Origin of the sequence: Pseudomonas sp. ITEM 17296 (assembly GCF_028895205.1) — a bacterium.
Lineage (GTDB): Bacteria > Pseudomonadota > Gammaproteobacteria > Pseudomonadales > Pseudomonadaceae > Aquipseudomonas > Aquipseudomonas kermanshahensis.
Genome location: NZ_WJRS01000009.1, coordinates 137,414 through 159,067 on the forward strand (window position 1 = coordinate 137,414; position 21,654 = coordinate 159,067).

A 21,654-nucleotide genomic window follows, 5' to 3' on the forward strand; every position below is an offset into this window, starting at 1 on the left:
AAGCACGTCGGTGACGAGTGCGTGTTAGAGAACATTCCCTTTGAGTGAGCCGCGTAACGGGGGGCGCATGGCGCCCCTCACTAAAAAACATGCTCAAGCCATAGGTAAATCCTTCATCACCCAATCCCCCGCCAGCCAGGCGCCACGTTAAAGTGACAGGCAAAATACCAGCGCGCCCAGGCGGCGCCGGAGAGGTGCCTGTGGCTTCCTATACCTTGCGACAACTCAAGTATTTCGTCACCACCGTGGAGGCTGGCAGTGTCGCCGAGGCCTCGCGCCAGCTCTACATCGCCCAGCCTTCGATCTCCACGGCCATCAAAAGCCTGGAGGAAAGCTTCGGCGTACAACTGTTCATCCGCCACCACGCCCAAGGTGTGTCGCTGACACCCAGCGGCAAGCGCTTCTACGCCAAGACCAAATCGCTGCTACAGATGGCCCACGAGTTCGAGCAGAACGCCCTAGCCGATAACGACACCGTTGCCGGGCAAATCGATATCGGCTGTTTCGAGACGGTGGCGCCGCTGTACTTGCCACGCCTGATCGCCGGCTTTCGCGAACGCTACCCCGGCGTCGACATTCGGTTGCGCGATGGCGAGCAGCAGGACCTGATTCAGGGCCTGACCGCCGGCACCTTCGACCTGGCGTTTCTCTACGACCACGACCTGGACGGCACCATCGAGGCCGAGCCGCTGATGCCGCCGCAAAAACCCTATGTGCTGTTGCCCGAAAAGCACCGGTTTGCTGGGCAAAGCCAGGTCTCGCTGCGCGATCTCTGCCCCGAGCCGATGATTCTGCTGGACGTGGCGCCCAGCCGGACCTACTTCGTCAGCCTGTTCAACGAAATGGGCCTGACCCCGAACATCGTCTTCAGCTCGCCGTCGATCGAGATGGTGCGCGGGATGGTGGGGCAGGGGTTCGGCTTTTCGCTGTTGGTGACCCGCCCACATTCAGAATGCACCTACGATGGGCAGCGCTTGGCGATGGTCGATATCGCCGAACCTGTGGCGCTGTCGGGGCTGGCGGCAGCCCGCTTGAAGCGGGTTCAGTTGACCAAGCCGGCACAACTGTTCGTCGAGTTTTGCCGGGAAGAACTGGCCAAGTTCTAATGCCTGTCGTCGGCCTGACCTTGGTGCATCAAACGTTCAAGGGTTGACCTGGTACCCACGCCCTTGCAGGCAACCGCTGTACGCGCTGGCATGGGCCGAGCTCTGCGCTTCGCCCTGGGTACGCCGGTCCTGGCGGCGATCCTGGCGCTGGCGCATGCCACCCACTGCCGCACCGGCAGCGGCGGTTTCACCGGCGCGATTTTGCCGGTATTGCTGCTTGGCATCGTCGCTGGCCCGGTCGTATAGCTCTTCATGCTGATTGCCGCGGACCTGCGCACCCACGGCACCTGCAGCTGCGCCAGCTGCTGCGCCGCGTACCCGGCCACCAACGTGGGCATCGCTGGATGTCGAGGCGCTGTTTGCGGCATTGGTGGCGACGGTATTGCAATCATTGATGTCCAATTGCATCTGCTGGCTGCTCTGGCCTTTCAGCGGTACCACTGACTGCGCCTGGGCGGCAGGTGCTGTGCACAGCAGCACCAGCAGGTAACTCCATGTGAGCGAACGCATGGCACACCTCCTGTGGGCGTGAACCCCCTCTCACAGGATAGTCCGCCTGCGCGGTTTTTCAGCAGGGGTTGCGCAGCCCCTTGAGCATCAGTTCCATGGCGTCCAGGGCCTGCTCCAGCCTTTGGCCTTGGCCCTCTTCTTCGGCAATCCAGAATGCCGTTTCTGCCAGGCCCCCGCAGATCAGCGACGCCAACGCCTGTGGATTGGCCTGGGCGACCACGCCCTGCGCCATCAACTGCTCCAGCATGCTGCGCAGCGACGCGACGCAGTGCAGCTGCGCTTGCGGGGTAGGGGCACCCAATACGGCACGCCCATCACGCAACACGATGCGCTGAATCTCCGGCTCGCGGGCCATTTCCAGGTAGGCGCGGCAGCGGTTGCGAAAGCCCTCCCAGGGGTCGCTGGCCGTGTCGGAAATCGCGTGCAGCCGCGCGTCCATTTCTGCGTCGATTTGCGCGATAACGGCGGCCAAAAGGCCCTTCTTGTCGCCGAAATGATGATAAAGGGCACCACGGGTGAGGTTGGCCTGGGCCGTCAGGTCGTCCATCGATGTCTCACCATAACCACGTTCGCTGAAAACCTGGCGAGCGGTCTCCAGCAGGGTGGCGCGGGTCTGTTCCATGTCGGCGCGGGTACGTCTGACCATTGGGGCTCCTGGAAACGCGGCTTTACATTCAGTGCGTATGATAATAGGGTTTTAATCATACGGTTTGTATGTAAGCCGCTTTTTTTCGATACGGAGAGTCGATCATGCTCAACCCTTACCGCCAGCTGTTCCAGGCAAAAGGCACGGCCGGCTTCGCCTTGGCAGGCCTGGTGGCACGTTTGCCTTTGCCAATGACGGGCATCGGCATCATCACCCTGCTCTCGCAGCTACGCGGTAGCTATGCCCTGGCGGGGGCCGTGGCGGCGACGTTTGTGTTGACCTATGCGCTGATGTCACCGCAGGTGTCCCGCTTGGTCGACCGGCACGGGCAGCGCCGTGTGCTGCCCGCCGCTGCAGGCTTGTGTGTGGTGGGCCTGTTGGTGCTGCTGGCTTGTACCTGGTGGCAAGCGCCCGATTGGGGGCTGTTCGTCGGGGCCGCGTTGGCGGGCTTCATGCCCAGCATGTCGGCGATGGTGCGTGCGCGCTGGACGGCGCTGTACCGGGGCACGCCGCAGTTGCAGGTGGCGTATTCCCTGGAGACGGTGCTCGACGAGGTCACCTTTATTGCTGGCCCGCCAGTGTCGGTGGGGCTCTGCGTGGGCGTGCTGCCCCAGGCCGGGCCATTGGTCGCGGCGCTGCTGTTGGCGATCGGGGTGTTCGCCCTGGTCGCTCAAACCGGCAGCGAACCGCCCGTGGATGCAGACGCGGGTGCATCGAAAGGCCAGGGCTCGGTGTTGCAGCACTGGGATGTTCGGCTGCTGGCGTTGCTGATGGTGGCCATGGGCGTAATCGTCGGCAGCGTCGACATCGTCAGCGTGGCCTTTGCCGAACAGGCCGGCATGCCGGCAGCGGCCAGCGTGGTATTGGCGTGCTATGCCGTCGGTTCCTGCGCTGCTGGCCTGGTATTCGGGGCCTTGAAATTGCCAACGCCCTTGCACCGGCTGCTGTTGCTGGGCGGCCTGGCGACAGCAGTAACGACCTTGCCGTTGCTGCTGGCTGACAGCGTCTTCGGGCTAGCTGCCGCCGTCTTGCTGGCGGGCCTGTTCTTTGCGCCGACGCTGATCGTGGCGATGTCGCTGGTGGAGCGCCGTGTGCCCGCACAGCAGCTGACCGAGGGCATGACCTGGCTGCTGGCGGGGTTGAATGTCGGTGTCGCGCTGGGGGCGGTGGCGTCCGGGCAGGTGGTCGACCTGGTGGGCGCCAAGGCGGGTTATCAAGTCGCGGTAGTCGCGGGGGTGGCGGTCGCGTTGGTGGCGCTTTACAGCTATCGACGGCTGGGCACAGCGACGGGTGCAGCCTTGTCAGGCGCTTGAGCCCGGCGCAGTGGCACCTCGCGCAGCAACCACGACAAGGCGAATGCCACACTGGTAATCAGGCAGGCCATCAGGAACACCTCGTGCATGGCGGCGGAAAACGCTTCCAGGTAGGCCTGTTGCAAGGCGGCCGGCAATGCATGCACCGCGGTGGGTGACAGGCTGGCCGCTGCCCCAGCCTGGGTAGCGAAGTCGCCGCTCAGTTGCCCCAGCAACGCATGGGAAAACAATGCGCCGAACAGCGACACGCCGATGGAGCCGCCAATCGAGCGGAACAGCGTGGCGCCAGACGTTGCCACGCCCATGTGGCGAGGCTCGACACTGTTCTGCACGGCCAGGATCAGCACCTGCATGACCATGCCCAGCCCGGCACCCAGCAGGCCCATGTAGACGTTCATCAACGCCATGGGGGTGTGCAGGTCGAGCCGGCTGAGCAGGCCCAGGGCAATCACCTGAAGCAGGGTGCCGACGATCGGGAAGATCCGGTAGCGGCCCCAGCGACTGATCAACCGCCCGGTAATCGCCGACACCACCAGCAGGCCGCCCATCAAAGGCAGCATCTGCAAGCCGGCACTGGTCGGCGTGGCGTTTTTCACCACCTGCATGTACAGCGGCAGGAAGGTCACCGCACCGAACAGCGACACCCCGACGATAAAGCCGATCAGGCCGGCGAGCACGAAGGTGCGATGGCGAAACAGGTGCAGCGGCATGATCGGTTCGGCGGCGCGACGTTGTTCGAAAACGAAGCCGACCAGGCCGATCAGGGCGAACAACGCCAGGCACAGCACATCGAGCGAAGCCCACGGCAGCAGGCTGCCGCCCAGGCTGGTGATGAGCACCACGGCCGCCAGGGCGACGGTCAGAAAAAACGCACCGATGTAGTCGACCACGTGTTTGACCCGGGCCACGTGTGGCCGGAACACGCCGCCGATCACCAGCAGCGCGAGCAGGCCCAGCGGCAGATTGATGTAGAAGATCCAGTGCCAGGACAGGTGCTCCACCAAAAAACCGCCGATCAGCGGGCCTACCACCGTCGCCAGGCCGAACACGCCCCCGAACAAGCCTTGGTAACGGCCGCGTTCGGCTGGCGCGATGACATCGCCGATCGCGGCCATCGCCACCACCATCAGCCCGCCGCCGCCCAAGCCTTGCAGGGCCCGGAAGGCGATCAGCTGGGCCATGTCTTGCGCCGCACCGCACAGCCCCGATCCCAGCAGGAACAGCACGATGGCAATCTGCAATACCCGCTTGCGGCCATACAGGTCACCGAACTTGCCGTACAACGGCACCACCACCGTGGACGCCAGCAGGTAGGCGGTCACGACCCAGGACAGCCAGCGCAGCCCGCCGAGGTCGCTGACGATGGTCGGCAGCGCGGTCGAGACGATGGTCTGGTCGAGGGCCGCGAGGAACATCACCAGCATCAGTGCGGCCAGCAGCAGCGGAATAGACGTGTGCGTATCCGCTGCGGCCTGCGCGGTGAGGGAGGTGTTATCGGCTGTCGAGTGCATGGGGCTGACCTGAACTGAGTGAGGCGTTCGTGGGGGCCGCGGTCCGTGCGTGATCAGTTGAAGCCCGCCTGGGCATACTGGCGGCCAACTTCCTGCAGGCCTGCCAGGGCGAAGCTGTACAGTTGGGCAGCCACTGCATCGCCGGGCATTTGAAGAATCTCGTGCAGCGCCCCGGAGCCACCGCGCGGGCCGATCAGCAGCATGGCCCAGGGCGCGGTGACGCAGAGGATGCAGCGGGTGAGGGCAGGGGCCTCCACGGGGATGGCGGTGATTTCGCTGAACAGCCCCTTCAACAGCGCCAGCTTCAGCGGCGCTGCGGCCTGCAGGTGAGCCTGGCCGTGGGGGCTGGGGGCGAGGATTTCGGCGGCCAGCACACGCAGGTGCCAATTGTCCTGGGCCTGGGAGGCCTTGCGAACCACCAGTTCTACCAATACCCGCAGTTTTTCTGCAGCCGGCTGTGTGCCCTGGGTGATCCGCTGCAAGTCGCTGATATCCAGAAAGCGCTGGCGCGCCTCGTCGAGCACGGCCAGGTACAGGCCATTGCGGCTGCCAAAGTGGTAGTTGATCGACGCCAGGTCGACCTCTGCCTTGGCGGCCACGGCCTTGTTGCTGGTTTCGGCATAACCGAGCGCGGCGAACAGTTCACCGGCGGATTCCAGGATCCGGGTACGGGTGACGGCACCGTCCTTGCGGGGTTCTCGGGGGGCTGCGGGCATGGCGGGCTCTGTGCTGTGGGGGTGTAGGCAGAGCTTGTAACAGGCTTAGTCTAAAATCAATTTAAATTTAATTTAAGCGCCGACCGGGCGCGGCGCAAGGCCGCTCCCGGTGGTTGTGAGGGGGTTATTTCACGTTGCTGGCCGTCTCCTGCACAGGCTCGGCCTTGTCCTGTGGCAGGTGGTCGAACTCGCGCAGGCCGTTGTTGCGGTAGGGGTCACCGATCCAGCGCGGCACAACCTCGAACTGCGGGTTGACGATGCTTTTGGCAGGCTCGTACAGGTCATAGCTGAGCCCGGCCAGATCGGACAGCGTGTGAATCAGGTGCGAACTGCTGTAGGCACGGTTGGTCGTGGCCTGCAGGTCGCGCGGGTGGGCCGCTTGCCAGCTGGGTGAGGTCCACAGCAGGAACGGGATGGTGTACATCGGCCGGGTTGGGGCGCCTTCGTTGCGCCCCAGGCGGTCGTGATCGCCCGAGCTGTAAACATCCTCACCGTGGTCGGAGAGGTACAGCAAGAAGCCGTTGGGGGTGGTGGCCGAGTAGCGCTTGATCAGGCTCGACACCACGTGGTCGTTGTAGCGCACTGCGTTGTCATAGAAGTTGTAGGTTTCCACCTCGCTGGGCGAGAGCTTGGCCGGCACGCCCTGGCGATCGCTGAAATGCTGGAAGGCATTCGGGTAGCGGTAGCGGTAATCCATGTGCGTACCCAGCAGATGGATGATGATGAACTTGTTCGGTGCAGGGTCTTGCAAGGCTTTCTCGAACGGGTCCAGCACCACTTCGTCATACTGGCTGGCGTTCTGGTTGCGCTGGTTGTTCAGGTAGACCGGCACGTCCGTTTGCTGGGAGAAGGTGGTCAGCATGGTGTTGCGCTTGGTCATGGTCTGCTGGTTGGTGATCCAGAAGGTCTTGTAGCCTGCCTGTTTCATCAAGTTGATCAGCGACGGGTCGGTGAGGAAGCGGTCCGGGTGCTGTTCGTCACCAAAGGTCAGGATCTGCTGCATCACTTCGATGGTGTAGGGGCGTGGCGACACGACGTTGCTGAACACCGTCAGGCCCTTGTCGCTGGCGGCCAGCGCATCGAGGTTGGGCGTGGTATCGCGCGGGTAGCCGTACAGGTGCATGTGCTCGCGGGTGGTCGATTCGCCCAGCACCAGGACCAACGTGCGCGGCGCGTCACCGCTGCTGTTGCGCAGGTTCTGCAAGGGCGGCAGCGCAGCGTTCTGCGCCAACAGTTCCTGCATGTTGTTCAGCTGTTGGCGGTATTGCTTGTAGCCGACCAGCAACTGCCACGGCACGGCAGGTTCCATGCGCTGCTGAACCTTTTCGGCAGCGTCGGCAAAGTTGCGTTCCTGGGTGACCATCTGTTTGTAGAAGGGGTACACCAGGTTGGCCACCAGCAGCAGGACAACCACCGGAATGCGGCTGCGCAAGGGCAGCGTGACCGGGCGCACGCGCTTGTACAGCAGCACGGCCACCACGGTATACAGCAGCAGCGCCAGGCCCAGCCAGAGGCTGAAGTATTGGCTGAAATACTCGCCAGCCTCCGCGGTATTGGATTCGAACATCACGAAGATGACGCTTTGCGAGAACTCCTGGCGATAGATGCCGAAGTAGCTCAGGCCGACCAGCGAGGCGGCCCACAGCACCAGGCCGATGACTGCCGCGGTGGCGCGGGTAAAGCGCGGCAGCAGCAGTACAGGGGCCAGCCACAGGCTGCTGAGAAACAGCGCATCGCGAAATCCGGCAAAGCCGGTGGTGCCACTGAACAGCAGCAGCGCCTGGGTAACGCCGGAGAAATACCAGAAGAACAGCAGGAGCCAGCCCAGGCCGGCCCAGTCCACGCCTTTGCGCGTGGGGATTTTTTTAATAGCTGACACGTATGCCTCGTAGAACCTTGGCAGCCACCCAATGTGCGCGTGGCCGGAAAGGGCGTGACGCTAATCTGAAGGTTGTGAAAATAACGTCAAGGCGCAGCGCAATGAGACGGGATGCACGCCCGCCCGGGGCGTTTCAGGTGGCCTCGGGCAGGGTCGCGTTGGCTTTTTTCGGGGGGCGGATCGAGCCGATGTACACCGCCACAATGGTCAGTAACGCACCGCACACCTGGAGCGTCGAGTTGGCCTTGCCGAGGAAGGCGATGTCGATGAAGTAGGTGATCACCGGCTCCAGCAGCAGGATCAAGCCCGCCAAGCCCAGGCTGATCGCGCCAATCGAACGGTTGACCAACAGCCAGCCGACGAACTGCACCAGCACGCCATAGATCACCAGCATCAGCCAGGTCTGCCCATCGTTGATCACCAGGCTCTCACCGTTGGCCATGGCGTAGCCAAGCAAGACCAGCGCAGCCCACAGGCTCAGGTTGAGCATCTGCGCGATCTTGTCGCCACCGCCGTCGGGCAACTGGGTGTTGACCTTGAGGAAGTACACACAGACGGCATAGGCCAGCCCCGACAGTACCCCATAGATGACGCCCTTCATGCCCAGCGCACTGCTCATTTCTGGCATCAGCAACAGGTACAGCCCGATAAAGGCCAAGGTGATCGAGACGAGGAAGTTGGCCGAGGGCCGTTCCTTGAGCAGGTAAAAACCCAGGAAGGTCATGAAAAACACCTGGCAATTGGTCAGGATCGAACCGATGCCAGGGCCGACGATGTAGATGCTCTGGTGCCAGAGTGCCAGGTCGATGGCCAGAAACACGCCGGCAAGCCCGGTGTACAGCTGCGCCTTGAAGCCCTTGAGCATGACCGGCGTACGGCGCGCCTTGAGCAGCAGGAAGAACAGGATGGAGGCAAACAGCATCCGGTAGAAGCCCGCGCCGCCGGCGCCTATCTGGGCGAATGCGACAGTCAAGGCGGAAAGGCTGAGCATCAACCCGCCGAACGTCAGTTCGAGGATTGCGCGGTTGTTGTTGGTCGACATGAGGGTACCCGTTGATCTGTGCCTGTTTAAGGCGTGATAACGTAGCCAGCTACCGTCGGAACGTATTGTAAAAAACTGCACACGCGGTGGTTGAGCTTGGGAGTGGGGGACAGGGTGAACAAGGACTTCGCTGCGTTCCGGCGCATACCTGAAGGGGGGTGTGAACTGCTGACCGCGCGATACAGCCACCAGGCGTTCGGCCGCCACTCGCATGATCGCTATGCCGTGGGCGTTATCAGCGCCGGCATGGAGCGCATGTACTACCGCGGTCGCCATGACCTGGGCGGGCCGGGGAGTGTAGTTACCATCAGCCCCGGGGAGATCCACGATGGCGTGCCCGCCCATGAGCAGGGCTGGATGTACCGCATGCTGTATGTGGACCCGCACTGGCTCAATGGCACCTTGATGCCGAAGCAGGCCAGCGACTTCATCCACCTGTTCCGGGCTGCGTTCGCCAAGCGCCCGGCACTGGCCAGCACGTTTTTGCATCACCATCAAGCGCTCGAGGCGTCGCACTGTAGCCTGGAGCGAGAAAGCCTGTTACTGGAGTTGCTGCCCTTGCTGTTCGCGCCCAGCGGCGTGTGCGATGCAGCCACCGAGGCCATCGAAAAGCGGGCAGTGCAGCAGGTGCGGCACAAGCTCGAAGACGAATACCACCAGCACGTCTCGCTGGAGCACCTGGCCAGCCTGGTAGGCCTTGAGCCGTTGTACTTGATCCGGGTATTCAAGAAGAGCGTGGGCATCTCGCCCCACAGCTACCAGATCCAGGTGCGGGTCGCCCACGCCCAGCGCCTGTTGCGTGCAGGCCTGAGCATCGCCGATGCCGCCATCGCGTGCGGGTTCTTCGACCAGAGCCATTTGAACCGGGCATTCAAAAAGGTGGTGGGGCTGACGCCGGGCAGTTTTCGTAGCGGATATTCGCGGGTTTGATTTCTCAGGCGTACAGGTATGATGCCTACAGCGTAACCAGACCTACAGGCCCAGTGGAACCATGAACCGTCGTAAGAAGATCAAACAGTTGATGCAGGCGCATGCCAAGAAAGCCAGTGCCAAGCTGGCGCCGAAAAGCAAGCCCAAGTACATCAGCAAAGCTGACCGGTTGAAGCTGGCAGAGGCTGCCGAAACCACGGTTGTCGAATCGCCGAGCTGATAAAACAGAATGGGGCCCGGCCAGACCATCGGCCGTTATGCATTTCCCTATAGGAGCAGCCTTGTGCTGCGAAGAGGCCGGTGACAGCACAGTAAATCTTCGCTGCTGTCACCGGCCTCTTCGCAGCACAAGGCTGCTTCTACACAGTGCGTAAGGTCAGGCCAACTGGTACGTGGTTTTTACCCGGGTGAAGAACTGCCGTGCGTGAGTGCCTTGCTCTCGTGAGCCCAGGCTCGATGCACCATTGCCACCAAATGGTACGTGGTAATCCACGCCTGCCGTGGGCAGGTTGACCATGACCATGCCCGCCGAACTGTTGCGCTTGAAATGCTCGGCATGGCGCAGCGACGTGGTGACGATCCCGGCCGCCAAACCAAACACGGTGTCCTCGGCAGCCGCAAACGCCTCGTCGTAGTCACGCACCTTCAGCACACTCAGTACCGGGCCGAAGATTTCTTCGCGGTAGATGCGCATCTTCGGCGTCACGTCGGTGAACAGTGCGGGCGTGAACAGGTATGCCCCAGCCTCGTTGTCGATGCGCTCCCCGCCACACACCAGCTTCGCGCCTTGCTCAAGGCCTGAGGCCACGTACGACAGGTTCTGCTCCAACTGCCGGCTATCGACCACGGGGCCTATGTCGGTGGTGGGCTGCAATGCATCGCCCACCTTCAGCGCCCGGGTACGCTCGGCCAGGCGCGCCACGAAGGCGTCATGAATACCGGCGGTGACGATCACCCGGGAGCTTGCCGTGCAGCGTTGGCCGGTGCTGTAGAACGAGCCGTTCAATGCCACCTCCACGGCCTGCTCCAGGTTCGCATCGTCCAGCACGATCAATGGGTTTTTGCCCCCCATCTCCAGTTGCACTTTCTTCATGCCATCGGCCGCCAGCCTGGCGATCTGCCGGCCGGTGTGCTCGGAGCCGGTGAAGCTGATGCCATCCACCAGCGGCGAGCGGATCAGGGTGTCACCCACGCTGCGGCCCGGCCCGATCAGCAGGTTGAACACACCGGCGGGCAAACCGGCCCGCGAGATGATTTCGGCCAGCGCCCAGGCCGAGGAGGGCACCAATTCGGCCGGCTTGAACACTACACAGTTGCCGAAACACAGGGCTGGGGCAATCTTCCAGGCCGGGATGGCGATCGGGAAGTTCCACGGCGCGATGATGGCGACCACGCCCAACGGCTGAGTGAACACGTCGATGCCTACGTCCTGGCGTACCGACGGGTATTTTTCGCCTTCGGCGCGCAGGGCTTCCTGGGCGTAGAACTTGAACGAGCGGCCGGCACGGTCGACTTCGCCCAGTGCCTCACGCACCACCTTGCCTTCTTCGCGGGCCAGCAGCGTGGCCAGTTCTTCTCGGCGTGCGAGGATTTCGCTGCCGATAAAGTCCAGTGCATCGGCGCGTTGCTGCGGGTTGCTGCGCGCCCAAGCGGGAGCGGCGCGGCGGGCAGCAAGCAGCGCCTGTTCGGTCAGCGCCTGATCGGCGCGGGCGAAGCGCTCGACCACGTCGCTCGGGTTGGACGGGTTGCGGTTTTCCAGCACATCGCTGCCGCCTGGGGCGACGAAGGCGCCATCGACATAGCTGCTCTTGGTGACCAGGGTCATGCGGTTCGGCTCCTTTTTACGTTGGCTTGGCGGGCGACGAAGTCGCTGATGTTGTCCACGGCGCTGTCCATCAATTGCTGCATGGCATCTTCACTGCTCCAGGCGATGTGCGGGTTGAGCAAGAAATCATCGCGCTCGATCAGCTGGAACAGCGGGTTGCTCGGTTGCAGCGGCTCGTGCTCGACCACATCCAGCGCCACACCGCCCAGGCGGCCGTCCCGTAGCGCCTGGATCAGCGCAGCTTCGTTGACCACGCCGCCACGGCCGGTATTGACCACCAGGGCGTCGGGCTTCATCAGGGCCAGTTGTTCGGCATCGATGAGGTTGTAGGTGTCGGGCGTCAGCGGGCAGTTGATCGACAGCACGTCGCAACTGCGCAGCAGTTCGGCCAGCGGTCGGCAGTCCGGCCCCTGGCGCTTGCCGCCACGGTCTTCGAACAGCACCTGCATGCCGAAGGCCCGCGCCAGGTGCGCCAGGCGCAGGGCGATCGGGCCGCTGCCGATGATTGCCAATTGCTTGTCGCGCACGTCACGGATGCGGTGGTTGAAGTAGATGTTCTGCTGTGGCTTCTCGCCGGCATGCACCTGGCGCATCAAACGCGTGAACGCGGCCGGGCGGCGAAACAGTTCGAGGATCATCGCCAGGCTGTGCTCGGCCACGGTATTGGCGGCATAGCCCGGCACACTGGCCACTTCGATGCCATGGGCATCGCAGTAATCGACATCGACGATATCGCGGCCGGTGAGGGCCAGCGAAATCATCTTCAGTTTCGGCAACTGGCGCAGGTGTTCCTCACGCAGCGGCACGCTGCAGGTAAAGGCGATGGTTGCGTCCTTGAGGTGTTCGAGCACCTGCTCGGGGTGGGTGTAGGCAAACTGCTGCCAGGTGTGCTCGCAGGCCGGGCGCTTGAGGCGGGTGGAGGGCGCCAGGCCCTCGTCGTCGAGCAGTACGATATGTTCGCTCACGGTCCGTTTCCTTATTTTTTCTGGGCCGGCACGTAGCCGGCCGGGGCCATGGCCACCAGGCGACGGGTGAGGAAACCGGCGTCCTGATCATGGTCTTCGAGGGATTCCTTGCGGACCAGGGCGTCACGCACCATGTGCGCGCCAAAGAAGCGGAACGGCTCTGGCGGCAGCATTTTCATCTTCTGGTTGACCAGGCCGCAGTTGGCCCATTCGTCATTGGCATGCTCGACCAGCGACTTGATGATGCGGCTGGCAAACACGGTGGTGGCCACGCCATTGCCAGAGAAGCCGATGCCGTAACTGATGTTCTGGTGGTGATCGAGGTAGCCGAAGTTCGGCAAGCCCTTCATGGCCCGGTCGATGGGGCCGGTCCAGCTGCTGACCACCGGTACATCGGCAAGTTGCGGGTACAGCCGGCGCAGCTCGGCAGCCACCTTGTCGGCAGCAGGGGAAGGCTTCTCGTAGAGGTTGCCGATGCGTCCGGCATAAGCGAACTGGCCCAGCGGCTTGCCGAAGACTACGCGGCCATCAGGGGTGTTGCGCCAGTAGTTGAGCACGGTGCGCGAGTCGGTCATGCATTCGCCGCGGCTGAAACCGATGGCATCGAGCTTGGCCTTGACGGGTGCTGTCGCCACCATGTCGCTGGACATGATCGCGATCATCCGGCGCAACTCCGGGAACTGCGCGCCCCAAGCGTTGAGTGCCAGCACCACGTGCTTGGCCTTCACATGGCCCTTGGCGGTGTGCACCACCGGGTTGGCGCCACGTTGCAGGTGGGTGAATGGCGATTTCTCGAAGATCTGCACACCAAGCTTCAGCGCCACCCGGCGCAGGCCCCGCGCGAGCATGGCGGGCTGCACGGTGGCGGCGTTGGGGTCATAGATGCCACCCAGTACCAGCGGTGAGCCGACGCGCCCGCGAATGGTCTGGCGGTCAAGCTCTTGGAACGGGTTGACGTCTAGCTTTTGCAGGCCATCGGTCAGCACCCGCCAGGAGTTCATCTGGCGTTGGTTGGTGGCCGTCCACAACCAGCCATCCTTGCGGTACTGCGCGTCGATGCCGTGTTCCTGGCAGAAACTGCCGATCTCGTCGATGGCCGACTCTGCAGCCTCGCAGATGCGCCGCGCCTCGACGTCGCCGCAAATGGTCCGCACCGACAGGTACTTGCCCCACCAGTTGGTGGCCACGCCACCGTTGCGCCCACTGGCACCCGAGCCACAACGGTCGCGTTCGACGATGACGATGGTTTTTTCCGGGTGGGCCTGTTTCAGGCGGATGGCCGACCACAGGCCAAGGAAGCCACCGCCGACAATGCACACGTCGGCTTGAATCGAGTCCTGCAGGGCAGGGGCGAGGTCGCTGTCCAGGTCCAGCGCCTGGGCATACCAGAATCCACGGTACATGAGGGGTGCCTCTGAGCATGTTTGTCTTGTGTACACATGATGCTCAGTGCGGCCGGGGCGCGATATTACAGTCATGACAATTGATAGGACGTGGGCGCGTGCCTGGAGGGTGCGTTCTGAAAACCCTTACAACATGAGGGAATGAAACTGACGGCATGTTTTCGAGGGTGACAGTTACTAGCTAGCAGTTCTGAGAGGTCTTTTTTTAGGAGTGATCCATTAGTGTTGCCGCGTTTGAATTGGCTCGCCAAGTTAAAAAGTGGCTCACCCTAGGGGTGGGCTTGTCTAGTGGTTTATTGCGGCAAGGTTATCTAATGATTCAAGATTTTTCTGAACAGAGTAAGTCTCTCATGAGCAAGTTGAAGGTCGATTCGCTGGCGTCTATGGGCGATCTATCTGCTGAAGAACTGCGTGAGCAATTGGGCGATATGGTTGATATTGACGAAGCTCGCCAGTTGCACGAACACGTACGCCGGGCACGCAACCAAACCCTGCTCGATGAGAAAAGTATCATCATCCGTCATTCTCCGCTTGTGCCGAAGCGTCTCCAGAACGTTAACGATCGGCCGATCGAGCGCCCAGGACGATACTGTGCCCCTGGGGATGTGGCCTCGATGTTTTCGCCGGCGGCTTATCTGGCAGAGCTGTATAAACAGGCGAAGGAGTTATACCCCGCGAAAAACCCCTGGCATATCGACGAACGCCGCCCCGACCTGCGGCAATTGGTACTCAGCCAGAACAATCTGGACACGCCGATCAGTGCCCTCAGCCTGTCCAATGAGATATTGCTGAGCCGGGCGATTGCGGCGCTTACCCCGCCGGGCAGCCCAGCGTTGAATAATGACCAGCTCCTTGAAGCCCTGTCGGCTGATGTCGGTACTAGCACTACGCCGTACCATCATCATTACAACCGCCTGCGTCAGGTGTTTGTCCAGAACGATGCGGATTTGTCGCACTTGCTGGCGGCCTCCCGTTTCGCCAAACATCTGAATGACGCTGCACTGGCGTGCCTTCACTATGATATCTCGCCCGCCTTGCGCTGTTTATTGACGGACGACATCAACGAGGAGAATGCTGAAGCGCAGTTTATCAAGTACTTCCCTGGCATGACGCCAACCTCCATGATGCAGCCCGCGCGCTTGCGCAGTTGGTTTGGCCTGACAGACGCTGAGCTGCAAGGCTTCATGGGGGAAATGGATAAAGCTGAATACATTGGGCGCACGCTAACGGCACGTGCCGATGACGAAATTATCCAGTTGACGTTGAGTGATACGCCTCCCAACATGCGTTATGTTCGACTGTATCCATTGCATGACGGCACCTGGCAGTTGTCGTTCAAGTTCCAGATCAATCGCGTTGTTAAATTTGAACTCAGCGGCCCTTTTGCGCTTGAACTGAGAGCTTCAGATTATGGGTACGACTTGTTCTTGCCCGATGTAGAGTATCGCCACAGTTTCGAATGGGCCGACGTGCCGGCCGAGGCCGCGCTCACCGCTAAATGGACGCGGTCCACTAGCGCTGACCATGAGAGCCGTGAAAGCGCGTTAAATGTTACCTGCACGCGGTTGTCGACCGCTGCATACCTGCTTCAGTTGAACAAGATCGTTCGCCTGTACAAAGTGACCCAGCTGTCCCCACGGGCACTGCAAGACATCATTAATAGCGTCGAGCCAAGCCAGATCACTGACCAGACGCTGGCCATTGTTTTCCGCACCGCCCATTCAGTAAAGCGTTACGGCATCGATCACCAGGACGCGCTGCTCATGGCCAGGGGGTTTATCTCCGAAGCGTCCGACGGCACTGAAAAAAGCCAGTTCGACCGCCTGTTCAATGACCCGCCACTGGTTGCAGGCGGTTTGATCAGAGACAATACGCGGCTGCGCCTGCACCCGGACCATGCCAGCGAGCATGCCGACATCAAGGCAACCCTCAAGCGTGCCTACCAAACCGATGACGAAGGGCTGCTCGAGCTGGGCCGGCTTATCAGTGGCCTTGCGGATGCCGACGTCGGCATGAATGTCATCATGTCCCATTTGTCCGCGCTGTACACCTTGAGCCTGTGGGCTCGGCATCACGGTCTGACGCTTACTGAGCTGCGCCAACTGCTGCAGATGATGGGCGCGCCGCATCCGATGCATTCGCTGGACAACAGCGGATGGCAGCTGTTGTTGCAGGAGGTGCGCAGTACCACCGACTGGATGGCTGCCCGTGGCTGGACCGTTCACGATCTGCAACTGATGACCCGCGCTGTCGAGGCCATCCCAGCCAGTACGGAAGTCGGCAATCTGCTCAACGACATGCGGGCCGCCTTGAGCGCCGCGCAACTCCCCGAAGCACCGACCGTGCAGGATCTGCTAGGCGTGCTGTCGCCCTTGACCGCCTCCACGTTCAACCTCAGTGGTGATGCGTTGGCGCAAGCCTTGTTGAACTGGGTAAACCTTGCCGAGCCGAGTGGGCTCACGCTGCAGCAGGCCTGCGAACGCCTGCGCAAGGCCGACCCATCGGCCCCGCATGAACGTGCCTTGGTCGACTTTGCCTACACCCTCGCGCAAACGGCACTCATCGCACATGGATGCGGCGTCACAGGCGATGCGCTGCTCCTGCTGGTGGAAAAGCCGCAGTTGCTGGCAGCCAACGCCGGGCACAGTGGCAGCGCTGGCTTGCTGCGGGATGTCCAGACCGTCATGGCGCTCGGCAACTTCAGTGACTGGCTGAGTAAGCTAGCGGACCAATCAGGCGCAGGCGGCGCACTGCTGGCGGAACTTGGTGAAGGTGCAGGCGTATCGTTGCCCCAGCTTTCCATGACTACCGGTGTTGCTCAAGCGACATTGGCGCAGGCGGCTGTGCATGCACATGACCAAGACGAGCTGACAGAGCCGACAAAGGTCCACAGCTGGCAGGAAATCGAACTGCTGATGCAATGGGCGAAACTGGCCGAGGCCTATGCCGTGATGCCGGACACGCTGGCAAAATTGCTGGCCCAGGACGACGACTGGGCCGCATGGCGGCAGATGGCAGACGCTTTTCAGGCAGGCCTGAAACCGTCGCAGGTCACGGCGGCCCATGCTGCCACGGAGCGGCCGCTTAGCCTGGCGCTGACCGGCGTGCTGGGCGCGAAAGAGCACTTCACTGTCGAAGCGCTGAACAAGCACTTGTTGATCGACGTGCTGAACGCCGAACAGGTGATAAGCAGCCGTATCGCCGAAGCGATGTCGGCCCTGCAGCAGTTCATCCACTGCACCCTGTCGACCCCAGAAGACCCGGCCAACGTGTGCCATGCTGTGCTGGGTCGCCAGTTTTTCAAGGACTGGACGCGTTGGAACGCCAGCTATGCCAACTGGGCTGCAGGGCAAATGCTGATGTACTACCCAGAAAACTACATCGACCCGACGGTACGCCTGGGGCAAACCCCGGCAATGGACGACATGCTGCAAACGCTGGGGCAGGCGCAGATCAATGACGATACCGTGGGCGATGCCTTCCAGGGCTACCTGAGTGCGTTCGAGGAAGTGGCCAACCTGGAGACCATCAGTGGCTATCACGACAGCCGCGAAGACGACACGGGCAAATCCTGGTTTATCGGGCGTAGCCGCAGCCAGCCTCACCAGTACTGGTGGCGCACGGTAGACGAAGCCAAGCGTGCCACAGAAGGCGTGCTGCCAGCCAATGCCTGGACCGCCTGGACGAAAATCGAACTGGCCCCGCAGGTGCAAGGGCGCCTGATTCGGCCTGTGGTATTCCGCGGGCGTCTGCACCTGGGCTGGGTAGAGCGCCAGGAGCAGATTATTACCCGCGATGACAACGGGCAGCCGAAACTGCGCGAGTGGAACTGGACGTTCAAGCTGGCCTGGCTGCGTTATGACGGCAAGTGGAGCGTGCCTATCGAGTACCCGCTGGCGGTCAATATTGGCGGTGAAGCGGTTCTGGAAGACCTCTCGTTGTTTCTTGCCGCCTGGCCGCAACGTGATGGGCTGCTGGCAGCCATCTATGATCGGGCTGCAGAGAAAGTTAGCGAAGCTTCTATTGTTGCCGGCTTGGAGATTTCCGAGAACTTCAGCAGCCGCACGCTGGACAGGGTCGAACTGTTGCTGGGGCCGGTGCAGCACTGGCTGGATACCACCCTTGATACCGGCATGTGCGCGGTTTTCGAATGGCAGGAGCTGCCAACTGCGGAAAATCACATGCCGGTCACTGCCGGGAATGGTACGCCCAGCGGTTTTACGCAATTTGAGGCAAGGCTCGATGAAGCCAAGGTTGTCGGTGATGCAGGGGAGGCTGGGAACAGCTACAGCCTGTATTTTCGCAGCCAGTTATCGGTAGCGCAAAAGCGGCCACCCATTGAAAATAAATGGGTTGAGGTCCTCCTTGAGCAATACCCTGCATTGGCCTTAGTAACAGGACAAGTACGCGGCCTGATACGCAGTGAGGAGGGTGCATTGCTGGTGCGTCGAGTAAACTCAGTCAGTTATGGGTATCTGGTCATCAGTGAGTCACAAATGAGCTCCTACTTCGGGCACAACAGTGGCTCTATTGTATGGGTCGCTAACGTACTGGGCACTTCTAATTGGACTGTGTTGAGGAGGGTTGAGACCGTTGCCGGGAACGCAGTGGTCGCACAAGTCAATTTTCCGCAACAGGGTGACTTAAGGCACGCGAGTCTCTACTTTAGTGAGGGCATAGGCTCAAATCCTCCTCCACCAAATGATGTACCTGGGGTTTTGGGCTACACACAGCGCCATTTTGACGACACCCTCTACCCTCGGGATTACCTGAACCTGCTTGGCAGAGTTCCCGCTAATGAAGTGTTATGCCGCGTCTACAGCGTCGATGGCAAGCGCTTTAAAACCGCACAGGCCAGCCAGGAGTACGATCTGGCACAAGGGCCGGCACAGATACGGTTGAACACCACCGCACCCATGGGCGATATCAGCGAGTGGGAGGGGGCGAGCGAAGCCCTGCACCGGGTCGAGTACATGTTCGGCAACGGCAACACCCGCAACTACACCCTCAAGGTTTACAAAGATGCCGATGTGCTTAAGACCGCCATCATCGGTGCCACTGATCAAGGCGCTCAGTATCTGGCGCACAGAGGGCAGGTAACCCGCCTCAACACCCTGTTCGCCCGGGAGCTGACGGTAAAGGCGGTCTCAGGGATCGACTCAATCCTGAACTACGACACCCAGCTCATGCCCGAGCCGAAACTGGGCGTCGTCGTGCGTCTGACACTTCCGGTGTACAAGGAAACGTATCACGGCCCAGAGCGCTGGGCCGAGGTCTGGCTTGCTACCGACAAAGAGGAGCGCACCTTGCTTTGGAGGGGCCAGCTCAGCAACGCCAAGGTGCTCGCCAGCATGATGTTCGAGTCGGATCAGCGGTATGTCGGGCAACAGTCCTACCACCTGGAGACGAAATACAGCGCTAAACACAACAAGGCCATATCAGGCCTTAGCATCATGATCTCAAGCGAGACCCTGGCAATTCAGCGTGACTCTGATGCGGCATCTACCGGCCAAGTGCTGCTCAAGGACAATGTGGACAGTGTGCAGGTATTTGGCAGGAACGACACTGAAAGCATGGACTTCACCGGCGCCAATGCCCTGTATTTCTGGGAGTTGTTCTACTACACCCCCATGTTGGTCATGCAGCGCTTTCTTCAGGAAGAACGCTTTGACCTTGCCGAACAGTGGCTGAAGTACGTGTTCAACCCGGCTGGCTACTCAGTATCCGGCGTAGGCACACAGCGGATGTGGAATGTACGGCCGCTGGAAGAAGACACCAGCTGGAACGACGACCCCCTGAAGTCGCTCGACCCGGATGCCGTGGCGCAGAACGACCCGATGCACTACAAGTACAACGTCTTCATGCGCCTGCTGGACATTTGCATCGGCCGCGGCGATGCCGCCTACCGCAGGCTGCAGCGCGACACCCTCAGCGAAGCCAGCGTCTGGTATCAGCGCGCGGTGAGCCTGCTGGGCGACGCCCCCTGGGCACCGCCGGCAACGGGCTGGAACGAACCCGTGCTGGGGCAGGCCGCAGCGCCCGGCGAAAGCCCGTTTCTGCCAGAGGTTAACCGGACTATGCTCGGTTACTGGGAGGCGCTGCGCATTCGACAGTACAACCTGCGCCACAACCTGACCCTCGATGGCCAGCCGCTAAGCTTGCCGCTCTACGCCACACCGGCCGATCCCAAGGCGTTGCTGGCCGCGGCAGTGGCAGCAGAGGCCAGTGGCGAACGTGGCCTGACGGAAGTCAACGACGTGCCGGCGCTGCGCTTCACCGTGTTGCTCGACGGTGCCCGTAGCATGGCCGCCCAGCTGATTCATTTTGGCAGCGAGCTGCAATGGATTCTCGAGCGCCAGGATGCCGAGGCGTTGGCAGGCATGCTGGCCAGCCAGGGTGCGGAGCTTGCCGAGAGCAATGTGGCGCTGTTCAAGCACACCCTCAAGGAGCTGGCAGCCGACCGCGTGACCTTGCAAAGCTCGCTGGTGGCGGCCACGGCCAGTCGGAATCACTACTTGAACCTCTACCAAAGGAACATCTCTGATCGCGAGCACCTTGCGCTGAAGTTGCGAACCGAGTCTGAACAGGCAGGTGCGGCTGAATCTGCCCTCATGGCCGGGGCTGCGATCATTGCCGCCTTCCCCAAGATCTTTGGTTTCTCCAACGGTGGCGGTAAACCGGAAGACGCCTTGAAGGCCGTTGCCTACGGCTTTGGCGCGCGCTCGAAAGTGTATGGCATCAAGGCGTCGCGCCTTAGCCAAGAGGAGGCCTTCGCGCGTCGTCGTGCTGACTGGAAGTTCCAGTATGAGTCGGCAGAAAAACAGATGGCGACCGTACAAGCGCAACTCGATGCCCTGGCAGTACGTGAAGCCTCCGCCCAGATGCACATTGCCCACTTGAACACCCAAGCTGCCCATTCACAGGCCCAGCTTGCCTTGTTCCAAGGCAAGTACACTGGCAAGGCCATGTACAGCTGGCTGCGCGCACGCTTGGCGAGCATTTTCTACACCTATTACGACCTCACTGTGTCGCGCTGCCTGATGGCACAAAAGGCCCTGCAGTGGGAAAAAGGCGACACGGATATGTACCTGCGCACCGGCACCTGGAACAGCGCCTGGTCGGGTTTGCTGTGTGGTGAGGGGCTGATGCTGGCACTGGGGCAGATGGAAACGGCCTGGGTCAAATGGCAGAAGCGCGAACTAGAGGTCACGCGCACGGTGTCACTGGCCAGGCTCTTCGACGGCAAGCTCAGCTCGCAAGACCAAGCCGTCACCCTGGGTGAGGCGGTCAAGGCGCTGCTTGACGGTAAAACAGTTGAGGTCGATGACACGCTTGAAAACAGCAGCTTTGCACTGGCTGCGAACGGCATGCTGTCGATCCAGTTCGGCCTGAAAGCGTTGAACCTGGCAGCAGGCTTCGAAACTGCAGCTTCGCGACGTATCCGCAGTATTGCGGTCTCTCTGCCGGCCTTGCTGGGCCCCTACCAGGATGTGCATGCACGGCTGCTGACCAATGCCCAAGGCCTGCCTGCGGGCTGTGAGCAGATGAACATCTCCCATGCCATGCAGGACAACGGCCAGTTCAGCCAGCTCAATGGTTACCCGGCATTCCGCCCAGGTAACCAGTTGCTGCCGTTCGAAGGGCTGCACATCGCCAAGGCGGATGATCGCGAAGACCAGACCCAGATGACGTTGAACTTCGACCAGGCCCAGGGCGATCAGCGGGCACTGCTGGAACGTCTCAACGACATCATTTTGCACGTGCAGTTCACCGTCCGCTAAGGAGCAGGGGAGGGTACCCCGGTGCCC

Annotated in this window: 14 protein-coding genes; 5 read left to right on the forward strand and 9 right to left on the reverse strand. The window is 61.6% G+C overall.

Annotated elements, in window-relative coordinates; translation table 11 throughout:
• Positions 1-200: 200 nt before the first annotated feature.
• Positions 201-1,106 carry a LysR family transcriptional regulator gene (locus GIB19_RS13030; RefSeq protein ID WP_027596219.1) on the forward strand — a complete coding sequence of 302 codons (906 nt, stop codon included), beginning with the start codon at positions 201-203 and terminating at the stop codon, positions 1,104-1,106.
• A 36-nt stretch (positions 1,107-1,142) separates the two neighbouring features.
• On the opposite strand, the gene GIB19_RS13035 is transcribed toward GIB19_RS13030, so the two are convergent.
• On the reverse strand, positions 1,143-1,616 hold the full coding sequence (locus GIB19_RS13035) for a YMGG-like glycine zipper-containing protein (protein ID WP_085273138.1): 474 nt from the start codon (positions 1,614-1,616) through the stop codon (positions 1,143-1,145).
• A 58-nt stretch (positions 1,617-1,674) separates the two neighbouring features.
• Positions 1,675-2,262, reverse strand: a complete 588-nt coding sequence (locus GIB19_RS13040) for a TetR/AcrR family transcriptional regulator (RefSeq protein ID WP_027596221.1) — start codon at positions 2,260-2,262, stop codon at positions 1,675-1,677.
• Between the two features lie 104 nt (positions 2,263-2,366).
• On the opposite strand from GIB19_RS13040, the gene GIB19_RS13045 reads away from it, so the two are divergent.
• Positions 2,367-3,575 (forward strand): MFS transporter, encoded by a 1,209-nt coding sequence (locus GIB19_RS13045; protein WP_099428944.1) that lies wholly within the window; start codon positions 2,367-2,369, stop codon positions 3,573-3,575.
• Here GIB19_RS13045 and GIB19_RS13050 read toward each other — a convergent pair.
• From GIB19_RS13050 to GIB19_RS13065, 4 genes are all read right to left on the reverse strand, one after another.
• Complete coding sequence (locus tag GIB19_RS13050; protein WP_274886343.1) at positions 3,527-5,086, reverse strand: MDR family MFS transporter; 1,560 nt, start codon at positions 5,084-5,086, stop codon at positions 3,527-3,529. The genes GIB19_RS13045 and GIB19_RS13050 overlap by 49 nt on opposite strands.
• A 53-nt stretch (positions 5,087-5,139) precedes the next feature.
• Positions 5,140-5,802 (reverse strand): TetR/AcrR family transcriptional regulator, encoded by a 663-nt coding sequence (locus GIB19_RS13055; RefSeq protein ID WP_274886344.1) that lies wholly within the window; start codon positions 5,800-5,802, stop codon positions 5,140-5,142.
• Positions 5,803-5,926: 124 nt separating this feature from the next.
• Positions 5,927-7,681, reverse strand: a complete 1,755-nt coding sequence (locus GIB19_RS13060; protein ID WP_274886345.1) for a phosphoethanolamine transferase CptA — start codon at positions 7,679-7,681, stop codon at positions 5,927-5,929.
• Positions 7,682-7,814: 133 nt separating this feature from the next.
• On the reverse strand, positions 7,815-8,723 hold the full coding sequence (locus tag GIB19_RS13065; protein WP_274886346.1) for a DMT family transporter: 909 nt from the start codon (positions 8,721-8,723) through the stop codon (positions 7,815-7,817).
• 114 nt (positions 8,724-8,837) lie between these two features.
• Here GIB19_RS13065 and GIB19_RS13070 point away from each other — a divergent pair, with 114 nt between their 5' ends.
• Positions 8,838-9,653: a helix-turn-helix transcriptional regulator gene (locus GIB19_RS13070; RefSeq protein ID WP_274886347.1), complete on the forward strand. Its 816-nt coding sequence runs from the start codon at positions 8,838-8,840 to the stop codon at positions 9,651-9,653.
• 61 nt (positions 9,654-9,714) lie between these two features.
• Positions 9,715-9,873 carry a DUF2986 domain-containing protein gene (locus GIB19_RS13075; protein WP_081717545.1) on the forward strand — a complete coding sequence of 53 codons (159 nt, stop codon included), beginning with the start codon at positions 9,715-9,717 and terminating at the stop codon, positions 9,871-9,873.
• A gap of 156 nt (positions 9,874-10,029) precedes the next feature.
• Here the strand turns inward: GIB19_RS13075 and GIB19_RS13080 are convergent, their stop codons facing one another.
• Genes GIB19_RS13080 through GIB19_RS13090 form a run of 3 tightly spaced genes read right to left on the reverse strand, consistent with a single transcriptional unit; the run spans position 10,030 to position 13,846 of the window.
• Positions 10,030-11,478 (reverse strand): aldehyde dehydrogenase family protein, encoded by a 1,449-nt coding sequence (locus tag GIB19_RS13080; RefSeq protein WP_274886351.1) that lies wholly within the window; start codon positions 11,476-11,478, stop codon positions 10,030-10,032.
• Positions 11,475-12,443, reverse strand: a complete 969-nt coding sequence (locus GIB19_RS13085; protein ID WP_274886353.1) for an NAD(P)-dependent oxidoreductase — start codon at positions 12,441-12,443, stop codon at positions 11,475-11,477. Before GIB19_RS13085 ends, GIB19_RS13080 begins: the two co-directional genes overlap by 4 nt.
• An 11-nt stretch (positions 12,444-12,454) precedes the next feature.
• Positions 12,455-13,846, reverse strand: a complete 1,392-nt coding sequence (locus tag GIB19_RS13090; protein WP_027593701.1) for an NAD(P)/FAD-dependent oxidoreductase — start codon at positions 13,844-13,846, stop codon at positions 12,455-12,457.
• A gap of 350 nt (positions 13,847-14,196) precedes the next feature.
• Between GIB19_RS13090 and GIB19_RS13095 the strand changes: the two genes are divergently transcribed.
• Positions 14,197-21,627 (forward strand): Tc toxin subunit A-related protein, encoded by a 7,431-nt coding sequence (locus tag GIB19_RS13095; RefSeq protein ID WP_274886355.1) that lies wholly within the window; start codon positions 14,197-14,199, stop codon positions 21,625-21,627.
• Positions 21,628-21,654 lie beyond the last annotated feature (27 nt).